This is a genomic window from Clostridium sp. AF29-8BH, assembly GCF_003478145.1.
GTDB lineage: Bacteria > Bacillota > Clostridia > Lachnospirales > Lachnospiraceae > Otoolea > Otoolea fessa.
In genome coordinates this window covers 25,673-48,027 of the sequence record NZ_QUEL01000021.1, presented here as the reverse complement: position 1 = coordinate 48,027, position 22,355 = coordinate 25,673, and the positions used below count along the sequence as shown (strand labels likewise).

Genomic DNA, 22,355 nt, shown 5'->3' with positions numbered 1-22,355 from the left:
GTCCCCCTATTCTTCGATGCCCAACAGTTTTGCCGGAATAGTGTGTGTCATATGGTACACGTGTTCTTCCGGAATTCCATGATCTACCAGATACTGCATATATTCTGCCAGCGCCAGCTCCCAATGCGGGTTTTCTGTCTGGCCGCCATCGGTATCAACCATGACATTTTTATAGCCAACCTCTTTGATGAGTTCCAGGTTGTCTGCCAGATTGCTCTTATACTTTCCGCCGCCCATGTTCTGTGCATAGCAGCGCTCTAAGATAACGTCATAATCCTTTACCAGGCGAAGCTGATCCTCATGACTCATGCCTACAATCCACCATTCAGGATGGGTTACAACGATGTTTTTTACTCCCATATCCCGTGCAGCTTCCACAACTGTGAAAATCTCCTCCGGTGCGATGTGAGCGGTTCCCAGTACCGCATTGTGGTCGCGGATCAGTTCCAGCACGGAACGAAGCTCCGGCACAATCTTTCCATCTTTTACGACCTCCACGCTCTGGCTCAGATCCTGGTTCATCTTTTGCATATGGTTCTTCGCCGACTGGGTCGGAAGCCATACCACCTTTGCTCCCAGGCGAAGCGCCACATCGACTGCCTTCGGATTGATGCCGCCGACTACCTTATTTAAGGTAATACTGCCAAACATCGTAAAATTGTTCGTTTTCCCGTGTACAATCTCGTTGTGGCGGTTGCACAGATACGCCCGATCCATCGTGGTTCCCTGATGTGTCTTGATGACGATAGCGCGTGCCCCAACCCGGATCGCCGCCTCCATCAGTTCGAAATCATCATACGCCCGCAGACGCAGATCTGGATTCGTGTGAACGTGCATGTCGATAACACCCTTCATTAAATCCTGTTTCATCTTGCTTATTCCTCCTATTTATAATCGTCCACAGAGGCTTTTTCAAAGCTGTGTTCCCTCGCCGGATTCCTATTCGATTTTCCAGCCGCTGCTTCAGTCTCTGCCATTGATTTTTGCTTGTTTTTATCTTATACTATTTTTGTTATAGGAGAAAGGCAAGATTTGTTATACCAGATATCGGAAATTCCGATATCTCGTGAGGGGGATTCTCATGGATTTAAAGGAACTAGACTATATCGTAACCGTCGCTAACGAGGGAAGCATCTCCCGCGCAGCTGAAAAACTGTTTATGGCGCAGTCGAGCTTAAGTCAGGCGGTCCGCCTGTTTGAACAGGATCTGGGGACGCCGATTTTCGTCCGTACTGCCCGCGGGGTTCGTCCAACCTCTGCCGGGGAGGCATTTATTTTCCATGCCAGACAGATTTTACAGCAGTACCAGGAGGCGCGCAGCGAGGCTTCGGATATTGAAAATTTAAAGGGCGGCACTGTCATTTTCGGCATCAGTACCTACCGGGGGACCTACCTGCTGCCGCCGGTCCTGAAAAAATTCCATGCCCTGTATCCACGAGTTCATGTGGAGATCTGTGAGATGGACAGTATTGATCTGGAAAATAAGATTTTAGAGGGACTTTTAGATCTGGCGCTGATAGCCGCGCCACCGGTTCGGATCAAACACGGTGTGGATTTCCTGATGCGGGATGAGATCATGATCGCCACCACCGCCGACCACCCGGTCATGGCGTTTGCGAAGCCATGTGAATCGGAGCCGGAACAGATGTGGATCGACCTAAAGGACACCGCACCATTTGAGTATATTCTGGGACCGCCCAGCACCGTCCTCGGACGGACTGGCCGCCGCTCCCTGCGCGAGGCTGGCGTGGAACCGCTGGGACTCGACACCTACCTCTCCGCCTCCTTCGCTGCGGCGATGGCGCGGGAGGGAGTCGGACTCGCATTTACTTACCGTTCCTGCCGCATCATGCGGGATGAGTTCCGCTATCTGCGGATCGGGAAAGATGGTATTTTCCTCGATCTGGCGCTCGCCTGGCCCGCTGGAAAATACCGCTCGCGGGCGGCGATGGCGCTCGCGAAGCTGTTTCAGGAGATGGCGCCGGAGCTGCTGAAGCGGTGAGCTTTTTTACCCCAGCTCCTCCGGCAGTGCCTCAAAGAAAATATCCTTCCAGGCACGTTTCAGCTGTTTTTCATGAACTACATAGGGCTGCACTCCAATATATTTAGGAACGTTATCACTGACCAGGGATTTGGCGACTGCAAGAGCGGCCGCTTTTCCCTGGTCATATGGTCTCTGGGTGCTGAGTCCTTTTACAAATCCTTGATTCATTTCTTCTGCAATCTCAAAATCCAGATCTGTGGTAAAGACAGCAATATCTGTCCGGTTCAAAGCTTTTAGGGCCTTGATGGCGAGCAGGGCGGGGCGGTCCCAGCTCACATAGAGCGCCTGGATATCCGGGTGCTCGTTTATCATCTCATAGCATACCTTGTAGGCATTTTCAATTTGAATAAATCCCTTTCTGGCAGTGATTTCAATGTCGGGATAGGATTCCCTTAATATTTTTTCGGCACAGTTATCACGCTCAGTAGTGCCGTAAAACATGGCGCCGTGGATGATGAAGCCGACTTTGGCATGCGGTTTTTCTTTCAGATATTCACCGATCATGCGCCCTGTATTGGTGCCATTTTCCCGCTCATTGACGGAGATACAGGAGACGTAATTGTTCCGGCTGAAATTCTGCGGGACATTGCTTAAAAAGACCAGCCGCGTCATTTTGGATAATTCCTGAAATGCCGGGCCCGTCTGGACATCGTCGGTGGGGATGGCGATGACGGCGTCCGGGTGTTGCATTTTGATGCTTTCGAGCTGCATATTCTGGAGGGCAGGATCAAAATGGGCGTCCATGGTGGAAATAATATCGATTCCGTACTGTTCCAGTTCATCCCGGATGCCTTTCTGATGCAGGGCAGCCCAGGCAGTTCCAGTGTAGTGGAAGGAGATGGCGACGCGGTAATTTCCAGTTCGCAAAAGCTGTTTTTCCTCCTTGGAGAGGCGAATGCTGTCCGGGGAGACGGCGTGTTCACCGAGCGGACCGTTGTCGATGATCCGGGTGGAATCACGCAAAATCAGCTCTACATCTGCGTAGCGGGTCAAAGGTGCGCCGGAGAGGTGGTTGATCTCGTCAAAGAGTGCCTGCGAGGCGAGTTCTGCCATCTGGTCGATGTCCCGGTGGATGCAGGATAGCGGTGGGGCGGTCAGCTCGCACCAGAGCATATCGTCAAATCCGATGATGGAAATATCGCGCGGACAGTCTTTTCCCAGCTCCCGCAGCGCCTTGAGAAGAAACATAGTCAGCCGGTTTCCACCGGCGATGATAGCGGTGGGGAGATACCGGGTGATGCTTTTCTGAATATTCAGGCTGATGGTATCACTGGACTGATACAGATTGATCTCCGCGATGCAGGAACTGCTCAGGGTATGGTTGGCGGAGAGAAGCGCCCGCTCATATCCGGCAATCTTGTCCTGTTTGGCGAGGCTGTCTGTTTTTTCTACCAGAAACAGCACATTTTCGTGTCCGCTCTCAAAAAAATAGGAAGTAGCGGAGTGAAATGCTTTGGTGTAATCAAAAAGGATCCGCGGAGTGACATCGTCATCAATGAATCGTTCGACACATACAAACGGGATACCGGATTCATAGAGAAATGAATAGGTAGCCGGATTGCTGCTTGCCGGGGAGAGAAAGATGCCGATGGTCTTGGCACTGGAGATTAAGTTTTGCAGGATGCTTTTCTCCTCTTCCAGGTTGTCGTTGGTGACGGCGGTGTAAAACTGATAGCCCTGGCTGGTCGCGTAGGACTGCAGCTGATTGCACAGATCGCAGTAGAGCGCGCTCTTGATATTTGGAAAGACAGCGACAATCTGTGAACTGCGTCCGCTGCGGATTTTACGCACCTTTTTTTTGATTTTTTCAGAATATCCACTTTCTTCAATAATAGCTTCGATTTTATCCACCAGTTCCGGGCTGACATAGCGCGTATGGTTGATAACATGGGAAACGGTGGCGATGGAGACGCCTGCCTTTGCGGCGATTTCTTTGATGGTCATAAAACTCCCCCTTGCTGGTACGGATTTAGTCCGGCGGTTCCTGCGCGGCTGGATTTGGATTTGCCGCAGTTTTGTGTTTCTGTTTTTTTGATTATAGCACAAAAATAGGAGCAAAACGATAAGGTAAATATAATTTACGTAAAAAATTAGAAAGAGCGGTAGAAGTGCATAAATATCAATAAAACAGGATGAATATATCGCTGAAATTAGTGCAATATGCCACAAGAGTATTGACGAAAGGGCATGGAATAGAGTAATATCTAGATATCAGACAGGGAGACTCCTTCCAGAGAGAAAAATTTTTACGTAAAAAGAAAACTATAACAATCCGTTTGAAATGCACTAAACAGTGATGAAGTAAGAGGAGGATCAGATTTATGAAAAAAAGTCTTAGATTTACAGCAGCAGGTCTTTCGGTTTGCATGATGGCAGCAATGCTGGCAGGATGCGGCTCTTCCAGCAGTACCGATACAACAGCGGCAGCCGATGCTTCTGAGGCAGCGGCAGATACGCAGGGGGCTGAGGCAAAGACCAGCGATTTATCGTTTGCATTCTGTACGAATACTTTAAACAATACTTTCCAGAGTTCCATTGATGCAAAGCTCAGCGAGCTGTGCAAGGAAAACGGCATTTCCTATACCTGCCTGGATCCGGATTATGATTTAAACAAGCAGCTCAGCCAGTTATCTGACTGTGCAAACAGCGGTTACGATGCAGTATTTGTTATCCCGGTTGACTCCGCAGGTATTACCTCCGGACTGGCTGAGATTGCAGATGCGGGTATTCCGATTTTCAACGTAGATACCGCGGTCATCGATGATGATATCGAACAGTTCGTGACACAGTTCGTTGGAACCAACGCATATATGGCAGGCCAGTTAGTGGGCGAGCAGATGACGAAAGATTATCCGGATGGCGCAAAGATTGCAGTTCTGGATTTCCCGTCCAATGAAAGCTGCGTGGATCGTGTCAATGGTTTCCTTGAGGGTCTTGGCGATCAGAAAGATAAATTTGAGATTGTAGCACAGCAGGATGGCGGTGCAGCGCTGGATCAGTCGATGGGACTGGCTGAGGATATCATCACAGCAAACCCGGATCTGGAAGCATTCTTCTGTATCAATGACCCGTCTGCCCTGGGTGCGGCAGCAGCTATCAAGGCAGCAAACAAGACCGGCGAGATCGGTGTATATAGCATCGATGCATCCCCGGATGGAAAACAGGCACTCTTAGACGGTGAGTTCACCGCAGTTGCATGCCAGGTTCCGCTTCAGATTGCAGAATATGCATTTGACGCAGCTGAGAAATATGTAGGCGGCGATACCGCAATCGATGAGAAGAAAGTATATCTGGATTCCCATCTGGTAGAGAAAGAAGAGGCAGAGAAGACTCTGAACGACTGGCAGTAATGAACTGCGAGGAAGCTTAACAGTTACGTGAAATAAAATAAAACATGGAAAATGCGGCGATGGGGTTCATTGCCGCATTTCTAAAAAACGGAGGGTTCTATGGGAAAAACAATTCTGGAAATGATAGATATCAAGAAAAGTTTTTCCGGGATCTATGCATTGTCAGGGATCAATTTTTCCCTGGAAATGGGCGAGGTTCATGCGCTTCTGGGAGAAAATGGAGCGGGTAAATCAACGCTTATCAAGGTCCTTGGAGGAATTTATAAACCGGACAGCGGGACAATCAAGATTAATGGTCAGGAAGTTGAGATAAATGGTGTTTCGGACGCCCAGGAGAAAGGAATCGGAATCATACATCAGGAGATCGTCCTGGTTCCGTATCTGACGGTCGCGCAGAACCTGTTCCTGGGACGGGAAATCAAGACGAAATTCGGCACCGTGGATATGCGGGAGACGAACCGCCGGGCAGGCGAGATGCTGGCAAACCTCGGGGTCAATATCCACCCGGATACGCTGGTAGAATCTTTGACGATCGCCCAGCAGCAGATGGTTGAGATTGTAAAGGCGGTATCCTTCGACGGACGGATCATCGTCATGGACGAGCCGACGTCCTCCCTTTCCAATGACGAGGTAGAACAGTTATTTGGAATCATTGAGAGATTAAAAGCAAAACAGGTAAGCATTATATATATTTCCCACCGTATGGAAGAACTGTTCCGGATCTCGGATCGAGTTACCATCATCCGCGATGGCGCCTATGTGGGAACAAAAAAAACATCGGAGACGAATGCGAACGAGCTGGTAGCCATGATGGTAGGACGGGAGTTAGAGAGCTTCTATGCCAGAGATTACAACGATCTGGAACATGCAGAAACGGCATTGGAAGTGAAGAATTTAACCTGTGAGGGTGTGTTCTCAGATATCAGCTTCCGGGTAAGAAAGGGAGAGATCCTGGGATTTGCGGGTCTGGTCGGAGCCGGACGAAGCGAGATCATGGAATGTATCTTTGGAGCCAGAAAATACCAGAGCGGAACCATTCTTTTAAATGGAAAGGAAGTCCGCTTCACGACACCGATCCAGGCAATCAAGGCGGGCATCGGACTGGTGCCGGAGGATCGGAAAAAACAGGGACTTGTCCTTGGCAATACGGTCGGTTTTAACCTCACGCTGGCATCGATTGACTCTTATATTAACGGAATTGCCATCAGCGACCGGAAATGTCAGGAAGTGATTGATTATTATAAAGAAAAGCTTCATATCAAAGCAGTGGCAGACCGGGTGGAACTGGTGGAAGCGGGAAGTCTTTCCGGCGGAAACCAGCAGAAGATTGTCCTTGGAAAATGGCTGGCAATCAAGCCGGATGTCCTGATTCTGGACGAGCCGACGAGAGGCGTCGATGTCAATGCGAAGTTTGAGATTTATTCCGTTATTAATGAGCTGGCGAAGGCGGGTATCGCCGTTATCATGGTATCCAGCGAGCTGCCGGAGATCATCAATATGTGCGATAACGTATGTGTCATCAAGGCGGGAAAAATGACGGGAATGCTCGGAAGAGAAGAACTGGATCAGGAGAGAATCATGCAGTATGCAGCAGGAGGCGAAGAGTGATGAACGGAAAGAAAAGTACAGCAGGCAATTCGGTACTCTCGGTATTTACCGGAAATACAGGAATTATTGGAGTGCTGGTTATCTTATGTGTGGTAGTCGCACTGGCAACCGATAAATTTTTGACACCGAGCAATATCATTTCAGTGCTCAGACAGATTTCCATTAATACATACATTGCACTGGGAATGACGTTGATTATTATTCTCGGACACATCGATCTGGCAGTTGGCGCGATCGTAGCGATGAGTGGAACTCTGACCGTAGGATTTGTAGTTAATCAGGGACTTCCGATTGGCGTGGCGATTGCGGCTGGCATCATCATCGGTGTTGTGGCTGGTCTGATTGATGGTATGGTTGTATCGAAATTCCGTGTTCCGGCATTTATCATTACGATGGCAATGATGAATGTCTGCAACGGTATCGCGTATGTATATTCGGGCGGACAGTCCACCCGTATTACGGATAAGTTTTTCATTGCAATCGGAACGGGTTATCTGTTTAACATTATTCCGCTGCCGGTTGTCTATATGGTTATTTTAATTATCGTATTTAGTTTTCTGCTTTCTAAAACAAAATTTGGTACCTATGTGTATGCAATCGGCGGAAACCGTGAGGCGGCGCGTCTCTCTGGTGTTCCGATCAAGAAAGTCGAGATCATCGTGTTTACATTGTCGGGCGCCCTGGCGGCGTTTGCAGGTCTGGTTCTGGCATCGAGAATGTATTCCGGACAGCCGTCCGTCGGAAGTGGCTATGAGATGGATGCGATCGCAGCCTGTGTCCTCGGCGGAACCTCGATGGCAGGCGGACGCGGACGTATCAGCGGCACAGTATTTGGTGCGATGGTAATCGGTATTATTTCCAATGGTCTGAATCTGATCGGTGTCAGCTCCTACTGGCAGCTGATTGTAAAGGGTCTGATCATTGCCTGCGCGGTTGTACTGGATTCCCAGAAGGGCAATCTGGCACTCCTCAGAAAAAAGAAATAATTCCAAAAGCACATTTAGAAAGGCAAGGAGAGAAGAATGGATTTTTTCAGAAAAATGTCATTTGCGGATTCGACCGGTGATGCGATTCCGTTTTATCATGAAGGTAAATATCATATTTTTTCACTGACATCCCCGCCAGGAACCACGGTATATCCGGCGAGACTGCGTACTACCTGGAGCCACTCAGTTTCAGAGGATCTGGTGCACTGGGAGGAGCTGCCGACGGCACTCTATCCGGGCGAGGGCGATGAACCGGATGCGTCCGGCGTGTGGACAGGCTCAGTTATCTACGGCGAAGGAAAATATCACGCATTCTATACGGGTTACTGCCTGACGGCAGAATATCAGCAGACGATCTGCCATGCGACGAGCGAGGATGGTATTACCTGGACGAAGGATGCGGCAAACCCGGTTATCACGCCGATGATAGAGTTATATGAAAAGCTGGACTGGCGTGATCCGTATGTATTTTATAATGAGGAAGATAAATGCTACTGGATTCTGATCTCGGCGAGACGGCTTGATATGCCGGTGACAAGACGCGGCTGTATCGTCCTGTACCGCTCGAAGGATCTGGTGAACTGGGAGTATTATGGTCCGTTGTATTCGGCAGGCAATACGAATTGTCCGGAATGCAGCGAGATGTACAAGATAGGCGATACCTGGTATCTTTCCTATTCCCGCTTTTCCGAGTTTGTCAACACGATTTACCGCACTTCCAAATCTCCGTTTGGACCGTGGAAAAAGCCGAAGAAAGACGGCATCGGCGGACGCCGCTTCTATGCAGCTAAATCCATGCAGGATGACAACGGGCGCCGTTTCTACTTTGCCTGGGCGCATGACCGTGCAGAAAACAGCGATCGCGGCGAGTGGTACTGGGGCGGCACGTTCTGTATTCCGCATGAGGTCGTTGCAACGGCAGACGGACAGCTGGACGTGAAGCTTCCGGAAGAATATGTAAACTGCTTTAAAGAGAAAGTTGACTGGAAATACCTTCCGGTCATGGGAGAATACAAGCTGTATGGAGATACAACGGTTGAGCTGGATGGATGCGGGACAACCGCGTATGGTTTCCTGGAGCAGCCGGAAGAAAAGTTCCTGTTTACCGGCACGGTGATCCCGAAAGAAGCGAATGATTCCTTCGGAATCCTGTTGAAATCCGACTGGGAGGCAAGCGGCTGCCTGTTCTTAGAGTTTGATGTGGCGATGCAGCGAGTATCCCTTCTGTCCCTGCCGATGGGAGTTGACCCGTTCTGGGAGCAGTCCTGTCAGGCAGTTCCGAAGGCAACCGAACCGGGACCGGATGGCGTTCGGGTGGCTGAGAAGACCTTTGAGATTAAAGATGGACAGGCAATTGATGTAAAGATTTCGGTCGATCATGATATGGTTGAGGTGTTCGTGGGCGAGCAGGTGGCGTTTACCTATCGTATTTTCCGGAAACCGGAGTACGAGCTCGGTCTGCTGGCGCAGGACGCGAAAGTAGAATTTGCAAATATCGCGATTCGGAAGTAAAATTCCTTGTGAGAGACGAACGGATGTGGCTGTCCGCCTGTGAGAGGGCTGGATGGCGGCACCATTGATATAACTTGTAATACGGAGGATGATTCGTATGAGAATAAAAACAGACATCACAGCGCTGGGAGAGCTTCTGATTGATTTTACTCCAGCAGGCGTTTCACAGCAGGGAATGCGTTTGTTTGAGCAGAATCCGGGAGGTGCGCCGGCCAATCTGCTGGCGGCGGCTGCGAAATTTGGAAGGAAGACAGCATTTATTGGCAAGGTGGGTAAGGATATGCACGGCGATTTCCTGAAGGAAACCCTGATCCGGGCAGGTATCAATACGGACAACCTGATTCAGGATGAGAAGTATTTTACCACGCTTGCATTTGTAAGCCTGAAAGAAAACGGGGAGCGCGAATTTGCCTTTGCGAGAAAGCCGGGGGCAGATACGAATCTGTGCATGAAAGAGATCGATCCGGAGATCCTGGAAAATACGAGAGTATTTCATGTCGGTTCCCTGTCGCTGACCGATGATCCATCCCGGACGGCAACCTATGAGGCGATCAATATTGCTAGAAACAGCGGTGCGGTGATTTCCTACGATCCGAACTACCGGGCGGCGCTCTGGAGTGATCCGGAGACCGCACAGCTTCGGATGCAGTCGCTGATTCCCTATGTAGATATGATGAAGATTTCGGATGAAGAAACCTCGCTTCTGACCCCGTATCAGGACCCGGAGGAAGCGATTCAGTATCTGCTCCGTCAGGGCGTGCACCTGGTGGCAGTGACGCTCGGAAGAGATGGCGCCCTGATCGGCAATGAAAATGGAATCGTAAAAGCGGAGGGCTTTTCCTCCCATGCGGTCGATACAACCGGCGCTGGTGATTCCTTCTGGGGAGGTTTTCTCGCCTCCTATCTGCAGGAAGAAACCTCGCCGGAACACCTGACCCGGGCGCAGATGATTCAGTTTGGCAGGGTCGGCAACGCAGTGGCAAGTCTGTGCGTCGAACGCCGCGGCGGAATCTCGGCAATTCCGGAGATGGAGGAGATTGAAGAGAGCTGAGAGGCTAGAAGAAAAGATAGAGTAAGTAGTTGGTAACTAGCCTCAGATTGGTCATCTGTGAATGACACAAAACCCCAGAGAGCGGCAACTCTCTGGGGTTTTGTTGTGTGACTGTTTGGATATATTAATATTCCTCCACATGCAGCAGATGATGTGCACGATCGGATAACGGAGCTTCAAGATACTCGTCATACAGTGTCTGAACCGCCTTGTTTTCATGGCTGAACCGGATGGCGCTGCGGGCGTCGTAGCCGCGCAGGCACTGGTCGCGGTCTGCGCAGTCCTTCGGCTTATTCTGGAAGGATGGGCGGATCGGCTGGCCGCCGCCGTTGATGCATCCGCCTGGACATGCCATGACTTCAACGAAATCATAGTGGCATTCGCCGCGTTTCATCGCCTGAATGAGGCGTCTGGCCTCTCCTAGGCTGCTGAGAGCTGCACAGTGCAGCTTCACACCCTTGATATCGATCTCCAGTTCCTTAAAGGAGCTGATCTGGCGCAGAACCTTCAGCGGACTCTGTTCGCCGATCTCCGGATTTTCACCGGTTACGGTGTGGTAAGCGGTACGAAGAGCTGCCTCCAGTACGCCGCCGCTGGCACCGAAGATAACACCGGCTCCGGTTGCTTCGCCGAGAGGATCGTCAAAGTCGCACTCCGGAAGTCTGGATACATCGATGTGATCGGCCTTGATGAGACGGCAGATTTCACGGGTGGTCAGAACATAATCAATATCCTGTCCGGTTCCGGCGCTGTCCATGCCCGGAAGAGTCAGTTCACGCTTCTTGGACATACACGGCATGATGGAAACACAGGTGATATTTTCCGGTGCAATGCCTTTTTTCTGTGCAAAATAAGTTTTGATGACAGCACCGAACATCTGCTGCGGGGACTTGGCAGTGGAAAGCTGCGGCAGAAGCTCCGGATACTGGCTCTTTGCAAAGCTGACCCAGCCAGGGCAGCAGGAGGTGAACATAGGCCAGCTGTATTTATCCGGCTGCTGTAAGCGGGCTAAAAGCTCGTTGCTTTCCTCCATGATGGTCAGATCGGCTGCAAAGTCAACATCGAATACATAGTCAAATCCAACGGATTTTAAGGTGGATACGAAACGTCTGTCAGTAGCAAATTCCGGGGAAAGACCAAATTCTTCACCCCATGCGGCACGGACAGCCGGAGCGACAACCGCTACGGTTACCTTGTCATCATTTGCCAGTTCACCGTGGATACCATTGATGGCTTCCACATCATCCCGCTCCTGGAGAGCGGCCGTCGGGCAGTGGGTAACGCACTGTCCGCAGAGAGAACAGTCGGATTCTTTGATTTCCAGATTGTGGGAAACATCGACGGTTGTATGGGAACCGGTTCCGGACACATCCCAGATATTTAAGGTCTGGATTTTGTCGCAGATCTGGACGCAGCGCATGCATTTAATACATTTTCCTGCATCACGGATCAGTGGGAAAGTAGAAGTCCAGATCATTTCCGGATATTCGTTTTTATAACGGTCAACGGTCAGGTTCAGATCACTTGCCACCTGTTTTAATTCACAGTTGGAACTGCGCACACAGGTGGGACAGTTGGTGTGATGCTGGGAAAGAAGCAGTTCCACGTTGATCTTGCGGGCTTCACGGACTCTGGGAGAGTTTGTGAGAATCTCCATGCCTTCCTGAACCTGGTTGTTGCAGGAAGTAACAAGATGGTGGATTCCCTTCACTTCTACAACGCAGACACGGCAGGCACCGATCTCGTTGATATCTTTCAGATAGCAAAGATAAGGAACGTGAAAACCATTGTCGCGGCAGGCGTCCAGAATTCGGGTTCCTTCTGGAACCTGCAGTGGTATATTATTAATTTTGATGGATACAAGATTCGTATTTACCATGATGTGGTCCGCCCTCCTTTGAAGTTTCCATAACCGAAGTGATCACAGCGCAGGCAGCGTCTGGCTTCCTGACCAGCCTCCTTGAGGCTCATGCCGCATTCGGTAAGTGTAAAGTCACATTTGCGTTCTCCGGCAGGACGCTCTGTCAGGTTGACACGTCCGCAAGGAGTACGGTCGGAGAGATCCGGTTCCGGAATCTTCACATCGCAGGTAATCTCGTGGTTGTAGCCGAGATACTGGTCGATGTTGGCTGCGGCTACCTTGCCGGCAGCGATTGCACGGATCACGGTTGCCGGTCCGGTTGCACAGTCGCCTCCGGCGAAAATACCCGGCATATTCTGAATGGAGGTCCATCCGGTTGCCTGGATGATGCCCCATTTTGCGTCGATACCCTGTTCTACGAAGTAACGGCTTTCGATACCCTGACCCACAGCTGCGATGACGATATCACATTCAACCGAGATAGAGTCGGTGCCGATAGCCTTCGGTGAAGGACGTCCGCCGCGGATTTCTCCCGGCATCTGCTGGCTTACCCAGAGAGTTTTTACCTGGCCGTCCTCGTCTGCTTCAATCCGCTCCGGTGCGTAAAGTTCCATGATCTCTACGCCTTCAGCCATGGCACTTTCAACCTCTTCCGGAAGGGCGGTCATATCAGCTTTGCGGCGTCTGTAGGCAACTGCCACCTTGTCTGCACCCAGACGGACAGAAGAACGGGCTACGTCCATGGCTACGTTGCCGCCGCCGATGACACAGACCTTCTTGCCGGTAAGATCCGGATATTTGCCGTCACCGATGGCACGTAAGAATTCGACGGCTGAGATAACACCGCCGGCATCTTCTCCCTCAATACCAATCTTTTTATCACTATGAGCGCCGATGGCGATGTAGATAGCATCATATTCTTTGCGGAGTTCATCCAGAGACAGCTGTCCTGGATCGTTTCCGACCGAAGTTTCAAGACGGACTTCCACACCGGTTTCCAGAATGACATTGATATCATCCTGCAGGCGCTCTCGTGGCAGGCGGTAGCTTGGAATTCCGTACAGCAGCATGCCGCCGAGTTTCTTGCGTTTTTCAAATACAGTGGTCTGATGTCCCATCAGCTGCAGATAATAAGCAGCGCTCAGGCCGCTGGGGCCGCCGCCGATGATCGCGATGCGCTTGCCGGTGGAGGTTGGACAGGCCGGTGCTGGTACATATCCTGCCATATCCACAGCTACACGTTTGATACCGCGGATATTGATAGAATTATCCAGCATGTTGCGGCGGCAGCGGGACTCGCATGGGTGCTCGCATACCAGCGCACAGGCGGTTGGGAATGGGTTGTCCTTGCGGATCAGGCGGACTGCATCGGCATAGCGTCCTTCGCCGGTCAGGGCGATGTAACCCGGAATATCAACTCCGGCCGGGCACAGAGCTACGCAGGGAACCGGCTGATCAAGATTACTGCGGCAGCGGTTGTGTAAGATATGTTCCATAAAATCCTCTTTGAAGCCGTCCAGTCCTTTTAAAACCATCTGGGCAGCGGTATAGCCGATGGCACAGTCAGCCGTGCTTTCGATGACACGGGCTGTTTCCTCCAGCATGGTTAAATGCTTCATGGTTCCTTTTCCGTTTAGGATGTCTTCCAGAAGATTGGAGAGCTGTGTGAGACCGATTCGGCAGGGAACGCATTTGCCGCAGGTCTGTGCATGGCACATTTTTAAAAATGCAGCGGTCAGGTCGACAGGACAAAGACCTGGCGGGCTGGCGATGATGCGCCGTTCCAGATCTTTGTAAAGCCCTTCTACGACATTCTGAGCCTCGCTGTTAGTAGGTATAACGAGTCTGCTCATAAGGTATAAACTCCTTTCATAAATGTGAAATAAAATGCGTTATATTTTTCGATGCAATTATGTGTTTACTATAACATAAAACGAATAAAAAACACAAGGTATTTATTGCAAAATATCTAAAAAAAGAAATGAAAGTGAGGTAAAAACAGATAAAATAGATAAGAAAGATAGGCATAAAGTGTGAAAGAATGTTGAATATATAGCTGCGGTAATTTCATGACAATTAAAAGGTGATGAAATTATGGATTATTTACAATTAAAATATCATATTTATGAAAACCACAGCCATATATATGAAAATAATATGGCGAAAATTCTATGATATTTTTGGCTTTACAGACGTTCAGTAAAAAACGGCAGGAGCCGTCAAGCTGCGCTCCTGCCGTTGGGTCCGCCCTGACTGTTTTTGTTCAGTCCGCAGGCGTGTTCAAATTCGCGAAGTTTCTGTTCTGCCTCGGGGGTCAGATGGTTCGGGACATCGATCTGGACCGTCACGTACTGATTGCCATGGATGGACGGATTCTTCATGGAAACAATGCCTTTTCCCTTTAATTTAATCTTGGTTCCCGACTGCGTCCCGGCTGCGATCTTGCACAGGACATTGCCGTACAGGGTGGAAACCAGCGCCTCACCGCCGAAGACTGCGGTGGTAAACGGAATGCGGACGGTCGAGTAAACATCCATCTCCTTGCGCTCCCATCCCGGTTTCGCGGTGACGGTGATATTTAAAAGAAGATCGCCCGCCTCGCCGCCGCCCGTTCCCGGCATGCCTTTTCCTTTCAGACGGATAGATTTACCGGTATCGATGCCCGCTGGGATGTGAACCTGTAAAGACTGGCGCTTGCCGGTCTGTGGGTTCTGCAGAGTGATGAGCTTCTCGCAGCCGGATACGGCTTCATCAAAGCTTATGGTTACATCGGACGTGAGGTCAGAACCTTTCTCACGGAAATCGGCGCTGTGAAAGCCCTGACTGCCGCCGAAGCCGCCAAAGCCAGACCCGCCGCCAAAATGAGCGCTAGAACCGCCAAAACTGGAACCACCGGTAAAATGAGTCCCAGAGCCGCCAAACCCGGAACCGCCCGTGAAATGTCGGCTGCGGGAACTGCCGCCCGAACTCTTGCCGTGGAACATGCCGCCAAACATATCTCCAAAAATGTCACCCATATCGTCCATGTCATCCCCGGTAAAATGGTATTCTGCATAACCGCCCGGACGCTCTGATAGTGCCAGGCACCGCCCTGACCGGTACCGCCAAAGCCGGAGCCAAATGGACCATTTCCAGAAGCGCCGGCACTGCCAGCTCCGCCGTATGCGGCGCTGTTCGGGTCAAATGCGGCGTGACCGAAGCGATCGTAGAGTTTCTTTTTTTCTGGATCACTTAAGATCGAATAGGCTTCGTTGACATCCTTAAACATCTGCTCTGCCTGGGGATTACCGGCATTGGAATCCGGGTGATACTTTTTGGCAAGTTTCCGGAATGCCTTTTTGATCGTCTCCGCACTGGCGTCCCGCTTTATCCCCAGTATGTCATAATAGTCTCTTTTCTCTGCCATTGATTATCACCTCCGTAGATGCAGTGATTTAAGTTTCAATTATTGTTATGATAAAAGATTGGGTATGATAGAAGCTGCCGCATTCCTGCGACAGCTTCTGAAGCTATCTGGCTGCTGGCAACACAATGTGTGAGCCGCAGCTGCCTATCTGATTATTAACCTTCGATGGAAACGAAATGCTTCTCTTCAACCGCTTTCTTTTCCAGCTCTTTCGGGAAGGTCAGGGTCAGAGTGCCATTTTCAAATTTGGCATGGATATCCTTTTCTTCCAAGTTCTCGCCGACGTAGAAGCTTCTGCTTACATTGCCGCTGTAGCGTTCCTGGCGGATATATTTAACGGTTTTCTGCTCGGCTTTAGCGTCCTTCTTGGAAGCATCTGCTTCTGCGGTCGTTGCATCTTTCTGATTCTCCTCCGGCATATCTTTCGATGTAACTTCTTTCGAACCGCTGACGGTCAGATAGCCATCTTTCAGCTCAATCTGAAGTTCGTCTTTCTTAAATCCCGGCAGGTCGATGGAAACTTCATAATCCTTATCGGTTTCCTTGACATCCGTCTTCATCAGCTGGGAAGAGGAAGCGCCATACAGTCTCTGGTTAAAGCTCGGGAAGGAAAAATCCATCCAGTTATCAAAGTTATCAAATACACTATTATTAAAAATACTCGGCATATACATAAGTCATCTCTCCTTTTAGTTATCTGTAAATGTCTTTGTAGTTATCATCTATGTAAAAACATTGGGAGGAAAAGGGGAACTCATTCATTTCCTTGTCCTTTCCTTTGTTCTAGCTGTAATATAACACACATAATTAGCACTGTCAAGAGGTGAGTGCTAATTTTCTGTGAAGTTTTTGTGAACAACGCAATTATTCACGGGTAGGCACTTTTGGAACCGAAAGTACCGTAATGATAACAGGCAGACACCTTCGCTCTGAAAGTGCCTGCCTGTTACGGAGCAGTTCCTATGTTTTTATATGATTTCTTCCACTGGCGGGTGCTGCTGTTTCCGGGTCCAGTAGATATAATATCCGATATTTAGTACAATGCCGACGATCGTAGAAACCGGGGCTGCGAGACCGATTTTCGTCAGGCTGGCGTCCGGCTGGATACTCATGAAATACGCTAGCGGGAGACGCACCAGAAGCGTCTGGATGAGTCCCTGTGTCATAACCCAGAGTGTCTGGTTATTTCCGTTGAAATATCCGATCATGCTGAACAGAACCGCGGTCACGATGGACTCAAGTGCGAATCCTTTCAGGTAATCATAGCTGTTCTGGATGACCGCCGCATCCGTCGAGAAGAAGCCGGACAGGATATCGCCCTTTAGGAGAACCAGGGTAAAGACGATACAGCCGACGCACAGACCGACGCCGATTCCCGTAAAAAGGGTGTGCTTGGCACGCTTGACTTTCCCTGCCCCTACGTTTTGGGAGACGAAGGAAGCCATCGACTGCATCAGGGCGCTCGGGACGAGCATGGCGAAATTGACGATCTTGCAGGCTACACCGTAACCGGAGGATGCCTCCAGTCCCAGGCGGTTGACGAACGCGCACAGGGCTAAGAAGGAAAGCTGGGTTAAAAATTCCTGGAGCGCGAGCGGCAGGCCGATGGAAAGAAATTTCGGGCACTGGGTGTTGAACCGGAAATCATGCCGGGTGATCGTAAATGGCAGTTTTTTCTTAATTAAAAGAAGAATAGCAAATACGACGCTGAGCGCCTGCGCGGAGACGGTCGCGATGGCGGCGCCGGCGGCGTCCATATGAAGACCAGCTACCAGTGCGAGGTCGCCGATCACATTGACGATGCAGGCAACCAGGACAAAGAGAAGCGGCGACTGGCTGTCACCGAGCCCGCGGAAGATGGCGGACAGCAGGTTGTAGGCGACGATGAAGAAAATGCCGCCTCCGCAGATGCGGATGTAGCTGGCGGTCAGATCCACCGCCTCCTCGGGCGCCTGCATGAGAATGGCGATCGGGCGGGCAAAAAAGACCATGACGACGAATAAAACGGCGGAAATGAGCGTAAACACGATCGAAGCTCCGCCGACAACCGCGCCGATCTGCTGCGGTTTCTTTTCACCGAGATAGCGGGCGATCAAAACCGTGATACCCATAGCGAACTGGATTACGACGAAGGTGACGAGGTTTAAGACCTGGCTGCCGGTGGAGACAGCGGAAAGGCCGGAAGTCGAACCGAACCGTCCAACCACCAGCAGATCGACCGCGCCGTATGCCGCCTGCAGAATCAGTGTACCGAGTACCGGAATCATGAAGGCAATCAGTTTTTTCAGAATACTGCCTTGTGTAAAATCAGCTTTATCATTATTCATGGGAATCCCTCCGTTTGCACATAATCTGATAAAATGTCTCCATCGTCTGAACCATCTGGCGGGCATCTTCCTCAGAGATGATATCTAAAGATGGGGCGAGCGCGCTGAAATATTCGGCGTCATACGTCTGTGAGAGCGCCCTGCCCGCTTCGGTGATGGAAATGTAGGTGATGCGTCTGTCGTCCGGCGAGGTTTTCTTTTGCAGATAACCACCCGTCTCCATCTCCTTGACGGTCCGGGTCACGCCGGGGCGCGGCAGGTTCAGCGCATCGCTGATGTCCGATATTTTCACGTGGACGCCGTTTCGTTCCAGCGACTGGATGACATCCAGATATTGAATATAGGAGGAAGTGACTCCCTTCGGCAGCGGCGGAAGCATATCCCGGATCCGCTTGCCCTGATAACAGGCGTCCAACATCCGCTTGATTGTTTCGATGGTCATATAGAAAGTCTCCTTATCAAATAGTTGCTTGCGATAATTACCATAGATAATTATATAGGGAAATGAGAAGTTGTCAAGAAAAAAATACCGCCAGCTCCCGGGATGGGCGCTGACGGCGCGTGTTGTTATAATGTAAGGGCAGTTGTGTTGCTGTTTGTATGTAGGTGGGCAGCAACACAGAATGCAGCGGCGTGGCATTTTATGAAGTATGAAAAATTTCCATAGCCGCAATGTGTTTGGATAGTACGTTCACTTTCCATGGTATTTACCATAAATAATAGTAATTACTTTACTTCAACTAATTCGATCTTGAAGTTCAGCTCCTTACCAGCCATCTCATGATTGGCGTCAAACGTGATATTTACTTCATCCTTTGCGATAACCTTTACCGGGAACGGCTGTCCCATCTGGTTGGTTAAGTAAACCTGCTGACCTACCTGCAGTTCCTCGGAACCCGGCAGTTTGGCAATCTCAAGCTCCAGAATTGCGTTCGGATCCGGCATGCCGTAAGCTTCCTCCGGCATCAGGTGGATCTCCTTTACCTCGCCGACTTCCATATCAGCGACAGCGGCGTCGAAGCCCTTGATCATCTGACCGGCGCCGCAGACAAACTCCAGCGGTTCGCCGCGATCGTAGGAAGAATCGAACTGTGTGCCATCGTTAAAAGTACCTCTGTAATGTGTGCGGCAGGTTTTGCCGACGTTGCGTCCTGTGATTTCAGACATTTTAAAATCCTCCAAATGATATTGATATGCGGTAATGGACAATCTTCCTCAAACGGACAATTTCCAGTGATTTCAGATGCATATTTATCAGTATACTAGAAAACAAGGCGAATGGGAAGAGAAATGTTGTCTCTCCGGTGCCAATATTGTCAGTTTTTGCAACGAGGATGGGGCAAGCTGGAAGCAGAGAAGATCAGTTCTCCCATCGAATCTGCTCCCCCTGCACCAGCGGAAACCGCGAAAGCGTCTCCCCGTCCAGGTTCTCCCGGTTCATATCCACTGCCGTGATCTGATGGTTTTCATATGTCGTGTAGTAGTAAATCCCCTTATCCGCATTGCAGCAGGAGGTGTAGAGTGTGATTTCATATTTTCCATCGGAGACCTCGCAGCATCCGCGCTGCTGGTCAACCGAACCTAGGATATGGAAAAATTGGCTGACACTTTCTGGTTCGGATGCGCCGGAGCGGGCATTTGATTTTGTAAAAGCGACCCGTGCAAACCGGGAGGCGGAGGAGAGGTCTCCCGGAAGTCCGAGGGCACCCATGCCGCGGCTGTAGGTTGTAAGCGGCAGATCGGCAGAAAATGTATTCTGCGGCTGCTTCGGGGACAGGTTCATGTAATTGTTGAGGGAGAACAGCTGCTGCGGGAACGGCGGATTGTTTGTCAGGACACCCACCGGATTGTCGTAGATATGCAGTCCGTCCGCCATCGGCTCGATGACGATGCATTCATTTTTATCGGCAAGAATCCAGTGAAGCTGCGCCGGGGCAAACTGCTCGTTGAATGGAGTGTCGGTCAGTACCATCTGGGCGAGGCGGACGCGAGCCTCTTTCACGGACGCACACTGGCTGAGAATCCAGGGGATGAACTCAAACTGTGCGATGTTGTCATGATCCTCCTGCGGCTTCTGGTAGGAGGCATTGCCGACGAAATTCAGTCCCGCCATGCAAAGCCCCTTCTCATTAAAAGCATCATAATAAAGCGGATAATCCCCCGCCACATGTGCCATGCCGATGATGGCATAGTGGGTCGAAACCGCGCTTGCGTGGCGGAAAGTAAGTGGATAGTTGCGAGGTGTGACGGTTACTTCGTCCCCGTAAGAAAATTCATAATCTAAGGTTCTGCCGAAGTAGAAATCGGCGGTTTTGTAGGTTGCGGCTGTACACATGGTCATTTCTCCTTTTTCTGTTTCAAAGTGTGTGGGTCAGATGGTGTTTATCAATGTTCTATTTATTTGTTGTATGCTTTATACTCAACTGCATCATTGTAAAAGTGGAAATGAATCTTGCTGTTTTTAGTATATTTAGTATATCAAATTTTTGAGAAAAATATAGAGGAAAAGCGGATATGGAAATAGAAAGAGATTGGTCAGATCATTTTAGGACTTAAAGTGAAAGGTAAAATCAATCTGCTTCACAAATGTATTGTCTGGGTATATAATAAGGGGCATAAACAAATAGAAATGATAGGCAAATAATTTTTTTTACAGGAGGACTCACCCATGGCTGATCCAGATAGAATCCAGATAAACGAAGCCCGCATCCGCGCTGAATTTGATGAGCTGGCGCGGATCGACTCAGAAAGTTTCGGGGAACGCGAGATGGCGGATCGCTTGAAGGAAAAGCTCGCAGAGCTGGGAATCCAGGCAAAGGAAGATGACACAGCCGAGAAAATCGGAGGCAATGCGGGAAATCTGTTTGGAACGTTAAAGGGCGGGATGTCTGGCACGCCGATCCTGCTGTCCGGGCATATGGACACGGTCGCGCCGGGAATCGGAAAGAAGCCGGTTTTTCATGAGGACGGAACCATCACTTCGGATGGAACCACCGTGCTTGGCGCGGACGATCTGACCGGGGTAATCGCCATCTTAGAAGGCATCCGTGCCGTGCAGGAGGCAGAAATCCCGCACCGGGATATCGAGATCCTCTTTGCGGCGGCGGAAGAGCCGTTTACAAGAGGAAGCTCGGAGTTCGATTTCAGCCAGATGAAAGCGAAGGAATCTTACGTTTTGGATGTAACTGGACCAGTCGGGACAGCGATCCTGCAGGCACCGACGATCCTTTCCTTTGAGGCGGCAGTCAAGGGGCGCGCAGCGCACGCTGGATTTGAGCCGGAGAAAGGCATTCATGCGATCCAGACTGCGGCCCGCGCGATCGCCGCGTTACGGCTGGGACATGTGGATGAGGAGACAACCCTGAATGTGGGGATGATTTCGGGCGGCTCGGTCGTGAATGCAGTGCCGGAACTCTGCACCTGCCGGGGCGAGATCCGCAGCTACAGCCATGAAAAGGCGATAGAGACCCTGGAAGATGTCCGCCATGTCTTTGAAACCGCCGTCAAAGAGGCGGGGGCAGAGCTTTCCTTCACACACCGCCTCCATGTCAAAGCCTTCCATCTGGAACCGGACTCGCCGGTGGCAGTTCATTTTGCCGGGGCCTGCCGCACCCTGGGAATCGAGCCGAAATTCGGCAGCACCTTCGGCGGCAGCGACGGAAACACGATGATGCAGCACGGAATCCCATGCGCGGTGCTTTCCTGCGGTATGTACGATGTTCATTCCGTGCGGGAGTATGCGAGGTGGGGGATATTGTGAATGGGGCGAGATTGATCGCGGAACTGATTACGCAGGGGCAAGAAGCGAGTATAGAGTAAAACTGAAAAATGTTGACATAGCCGAACGGCTTTATTATTTCACCAAAACAATTATATAGCCGTTCGAACAAAAAATAGGGTGATTTGGAATGAAAATAACATCGACAAGCGCTGAATGAAATGTCCATCCAGCTTATGGAAGAAGGATATCCAAAGGCAAGGGATATTCGAGAGCAGATATTAAAAGAGGGCGGATATTCTCATTTATAAAAGTACCTTTTCATTTTGGTAAAGTTATTTTTGTAACTATTTTGTAAGAAAAGTAAGAAAATGTCTATATATTTTGGAACATAAATCTGATATTATTAGAATAAATAAGAGACATGTCTGGTTTTGCAAAAATAAAGAGAGGTTGCTGTTTTGTGAGATTTCAGCCCTGTCAGGATAGTGA

16 protein-coding genes and 1 pseudogene are annotated in these 22,355 nt (G+C 50.2%); 7 read left to right on the top strand and 10 right to left on the bottom strand.

Going from position 1 to position 22,355, the window contains the following annotated elements:
* Positions 1-6: 6 nt before the first annotated feature.
* On the bottom strand, positions 7-870 hold the full coding sequence (locus DWZ16_RS12050) for a DUF6282 family protein (RefSeq protein ID WP_022360659.1): 864 nt from the start codon (positions 868-870) through the stop codon (positions 7-9).
* Positions 871-1,081: 211 nt separating this feature from the next.
* Between DWZ16_RS12050 and DWZ16_RS12045 the strand changes: the two genes are divergently transcribed.
* Positions 1,082-2,002, top strand: a complete 921-nt coding sequence (locus DWZ16_RS12045; protein WP_022360660.1) for a LysR family transcriptional regulator — start codon at positions 1,082-1,084, stop codon at positions 2,000-2,002.
* Positions 2,003-2,008: 6 nt separating this feature from the next.
* Here DWZ16_RS12045 and DWZ16_RS12040 read toward each other — a convergent pair whose 3' ends face one another.
* Positions 2,009-3,988 carry a LacI family DNA-binding transcriptional regulator gene (locus DWZ16_RS12040; RefSeq protein ID WP_118522934.1) on the bottom strand — a complete coding sequence of 660 codons (1,980 nt, stop codon included), beginning with the start codon at positions 3,986-3,988 and terminating at the stop codon, positions 2,009-2,011.
* A 377-nt stretch (positions 3,989-4,365) separates the two neighbouring features.
* Between DWZ16_RS12040 and DWZ16_RS12035 the strand changes: the two genes are divergently transcribed.
* From DWZ16_RS12035 to DWZ16_RS12015, 5 genes are all read left to right on the top strand, one after another.
* Positions 4,366-5,394 (top strand): sugar ABC transporter substrate-binding protein, encoded by a 1,029-nt coding sequence (locus DWZ16_RS12035; protein WP_107001728.1) that lies wholly within the window; start codon positions 4,366-4,368, stop codon positions 5,392-5,394.
* Positions 5,395-5,493: 99 nt separating this feature from the next.
* Positions 5,494-7,002: a sugar ABC transporter ATP-binding protein gene (locus DWZ16_RS12030; protein ID WP_118522933.1), complete on the top strand. Its 1,509-nt coding sequence runs from the start codon at positions 5,494-5,496 to the stop codon at positions 7,000-7,002.
* Entirely contained in the window at positions 7,002-7,988 is a 987-nt protein-coding gene (locus DWZ16_RS12025) for an ABC transporter permease (protein WP_107001726.1), read from the top strand. The genes DWZ16_RS12030 and DWZ16_RS12025 overlap by 1 nt, the downstream gene beginning before the upstream one ends.
* A 36-nt stretch (positions 7,989-8,024) precedes the next feature.
* Complete coding sequence (locus DWZ16_RS12020) at positions 8,025-9,500, top strand: glycoside hydrolase family 32 protein (protein ID WP_118522932.1); 1,476 nt, start codon at positions 8,025-8,027, stop codon at positions 9,498-9,500.
* A gap of 97 nt (positions 9,501-9,597) precedes the next feature.
* Entirely contained in the window at positions 9,598-10,551 is a 954-nt protein-coding gene (locus DWZ16_RS12015; protein WP_182427361.1) for a carbohydrate kinase family protein, read from the top strand.
* Positions 10,552-10,675: 124 nt separating this feature from the next.
* Here DWZ16_RS12015 and DWZ16_RS12010 read toward each other — a convergent pair whose 3' ends face one another.
* The 8 genes and pseudogenes from DWZ16_RS12010 to bsh form a co-directional block, all read right to left on the bottom strand.
* Positions 10,676-12,430 carry a [FeFe] hydrogenase, group A gene (locus tag DWZ16_RS12010; protein WP_118522931.1) on the bottom strand — a complete coding sequence of 585 codons (1,755 nt, stop codon included), beginning with the start codon at positions 12,428-12,430 and terminating at the stop codon, positions 10,676-10,678.
* Entirely contained in the window at positions 12,424-14,265 is a 1,842-nt protein-coding gene (locus DWZ16_RS12005; protein WP_118522930.1) for an NAD(P)-binding protein, read from the bottom strand. Before DWZ16_RS12005 ends, DWZ16_RS12010 begins: the two co-directional genes overlap by 7 nt.
* A 366-nt stretch (positions 14,266-14,631) precedes the next feature.
* Positions 14,632-15,818, bottom strand: a pseudogene (locus tag DWZ16_RS12000) (J domain-containing protein).
* 155 nt (positions 15,819-15,973) lie between these two features.
* Positions 15,974-16,492: an Hsp20/alpha crystallin family protein gene (locus tag DWZ16_RS11990; protein ID WP_022360671.1), complete on the bottom strand. Its 519-nt coding sequence runs from the start codon at positions 16,490-16,492 to the stop codon at positions 15,974-15,976.
* Positions 16,493-16,786: 294 nt separating this feature from the next.
* On the bottom strand, positions 16,787-18,145 hold the full coding sequence (locus DWZ16_RS11985) for an MATE family efflux transporter (RefSeq protein ID WP_118522927.1): 1,359 nt from the start codon (positions 18,143-18,145) through the stop codon (positions 16,787-16,789).
* Positions 18,138-18,587 carry a MarR family winged helix-turn-helix transcriptional regulator gene (locus DWZ16_RS11980; protein WP_118522926.1) on the bottom strand — a complete coding sequence of 150 codons (450 nt, stop codon included), beginning with the start codon at positions 18,585-18,587 and terminating at the stop codon, positions 18,138-18,140. The genes DWZ16_RS11985 and DWZ16_RS11980 overlap by 8 nt, the downstream gene beginning before the upstream one ends.
* 284 nt (positions 18,588-18,871) lie before the next feature.
* The gene (locus tag DWZ16_RS11975) at positions 18,872-19,312 is read right to left on the bottom strand and encodes an FKBP-type peptidyl-prolyl cis-trans isomerase (protein ID WP_022359593.1); all 441 of its coding nucleotides are present in this window, start codon (positions 19,310-19,312) and stop codon (positions 18,872-18,874) included.
* 193 nt (positions 19,313-19,505) lie between these two features.
* Entirely contained in the window at positions 19,506-20,480 is a 975-nt protein-coding gene (bsh, locus tag DWZ16_RS11970; RefSeq protein WP_118522925.1) for a choloylglycine hydrolase, read from the bottom strand.
* Between the two features lie 333 nt (positions 20,481-20,813).
* Here bsh and DWZ16_RS11965 point away from each other — a divergent pair, with 333 nt between their 5' ends.
* Positions 20,814-21,905, top strand: a complete 1,092-nt coding sequence (locus DWZ16_RS11965) for a M20/M25/M40 family metallo-hydrolase (RefSeq protein ID WP_243022019.1) — start codon at positions 20,814-20,816, stop codon at positions 21,903-21,905.
* Positions 21,906-22,355 lie beyond the last annotated feature (450 nt).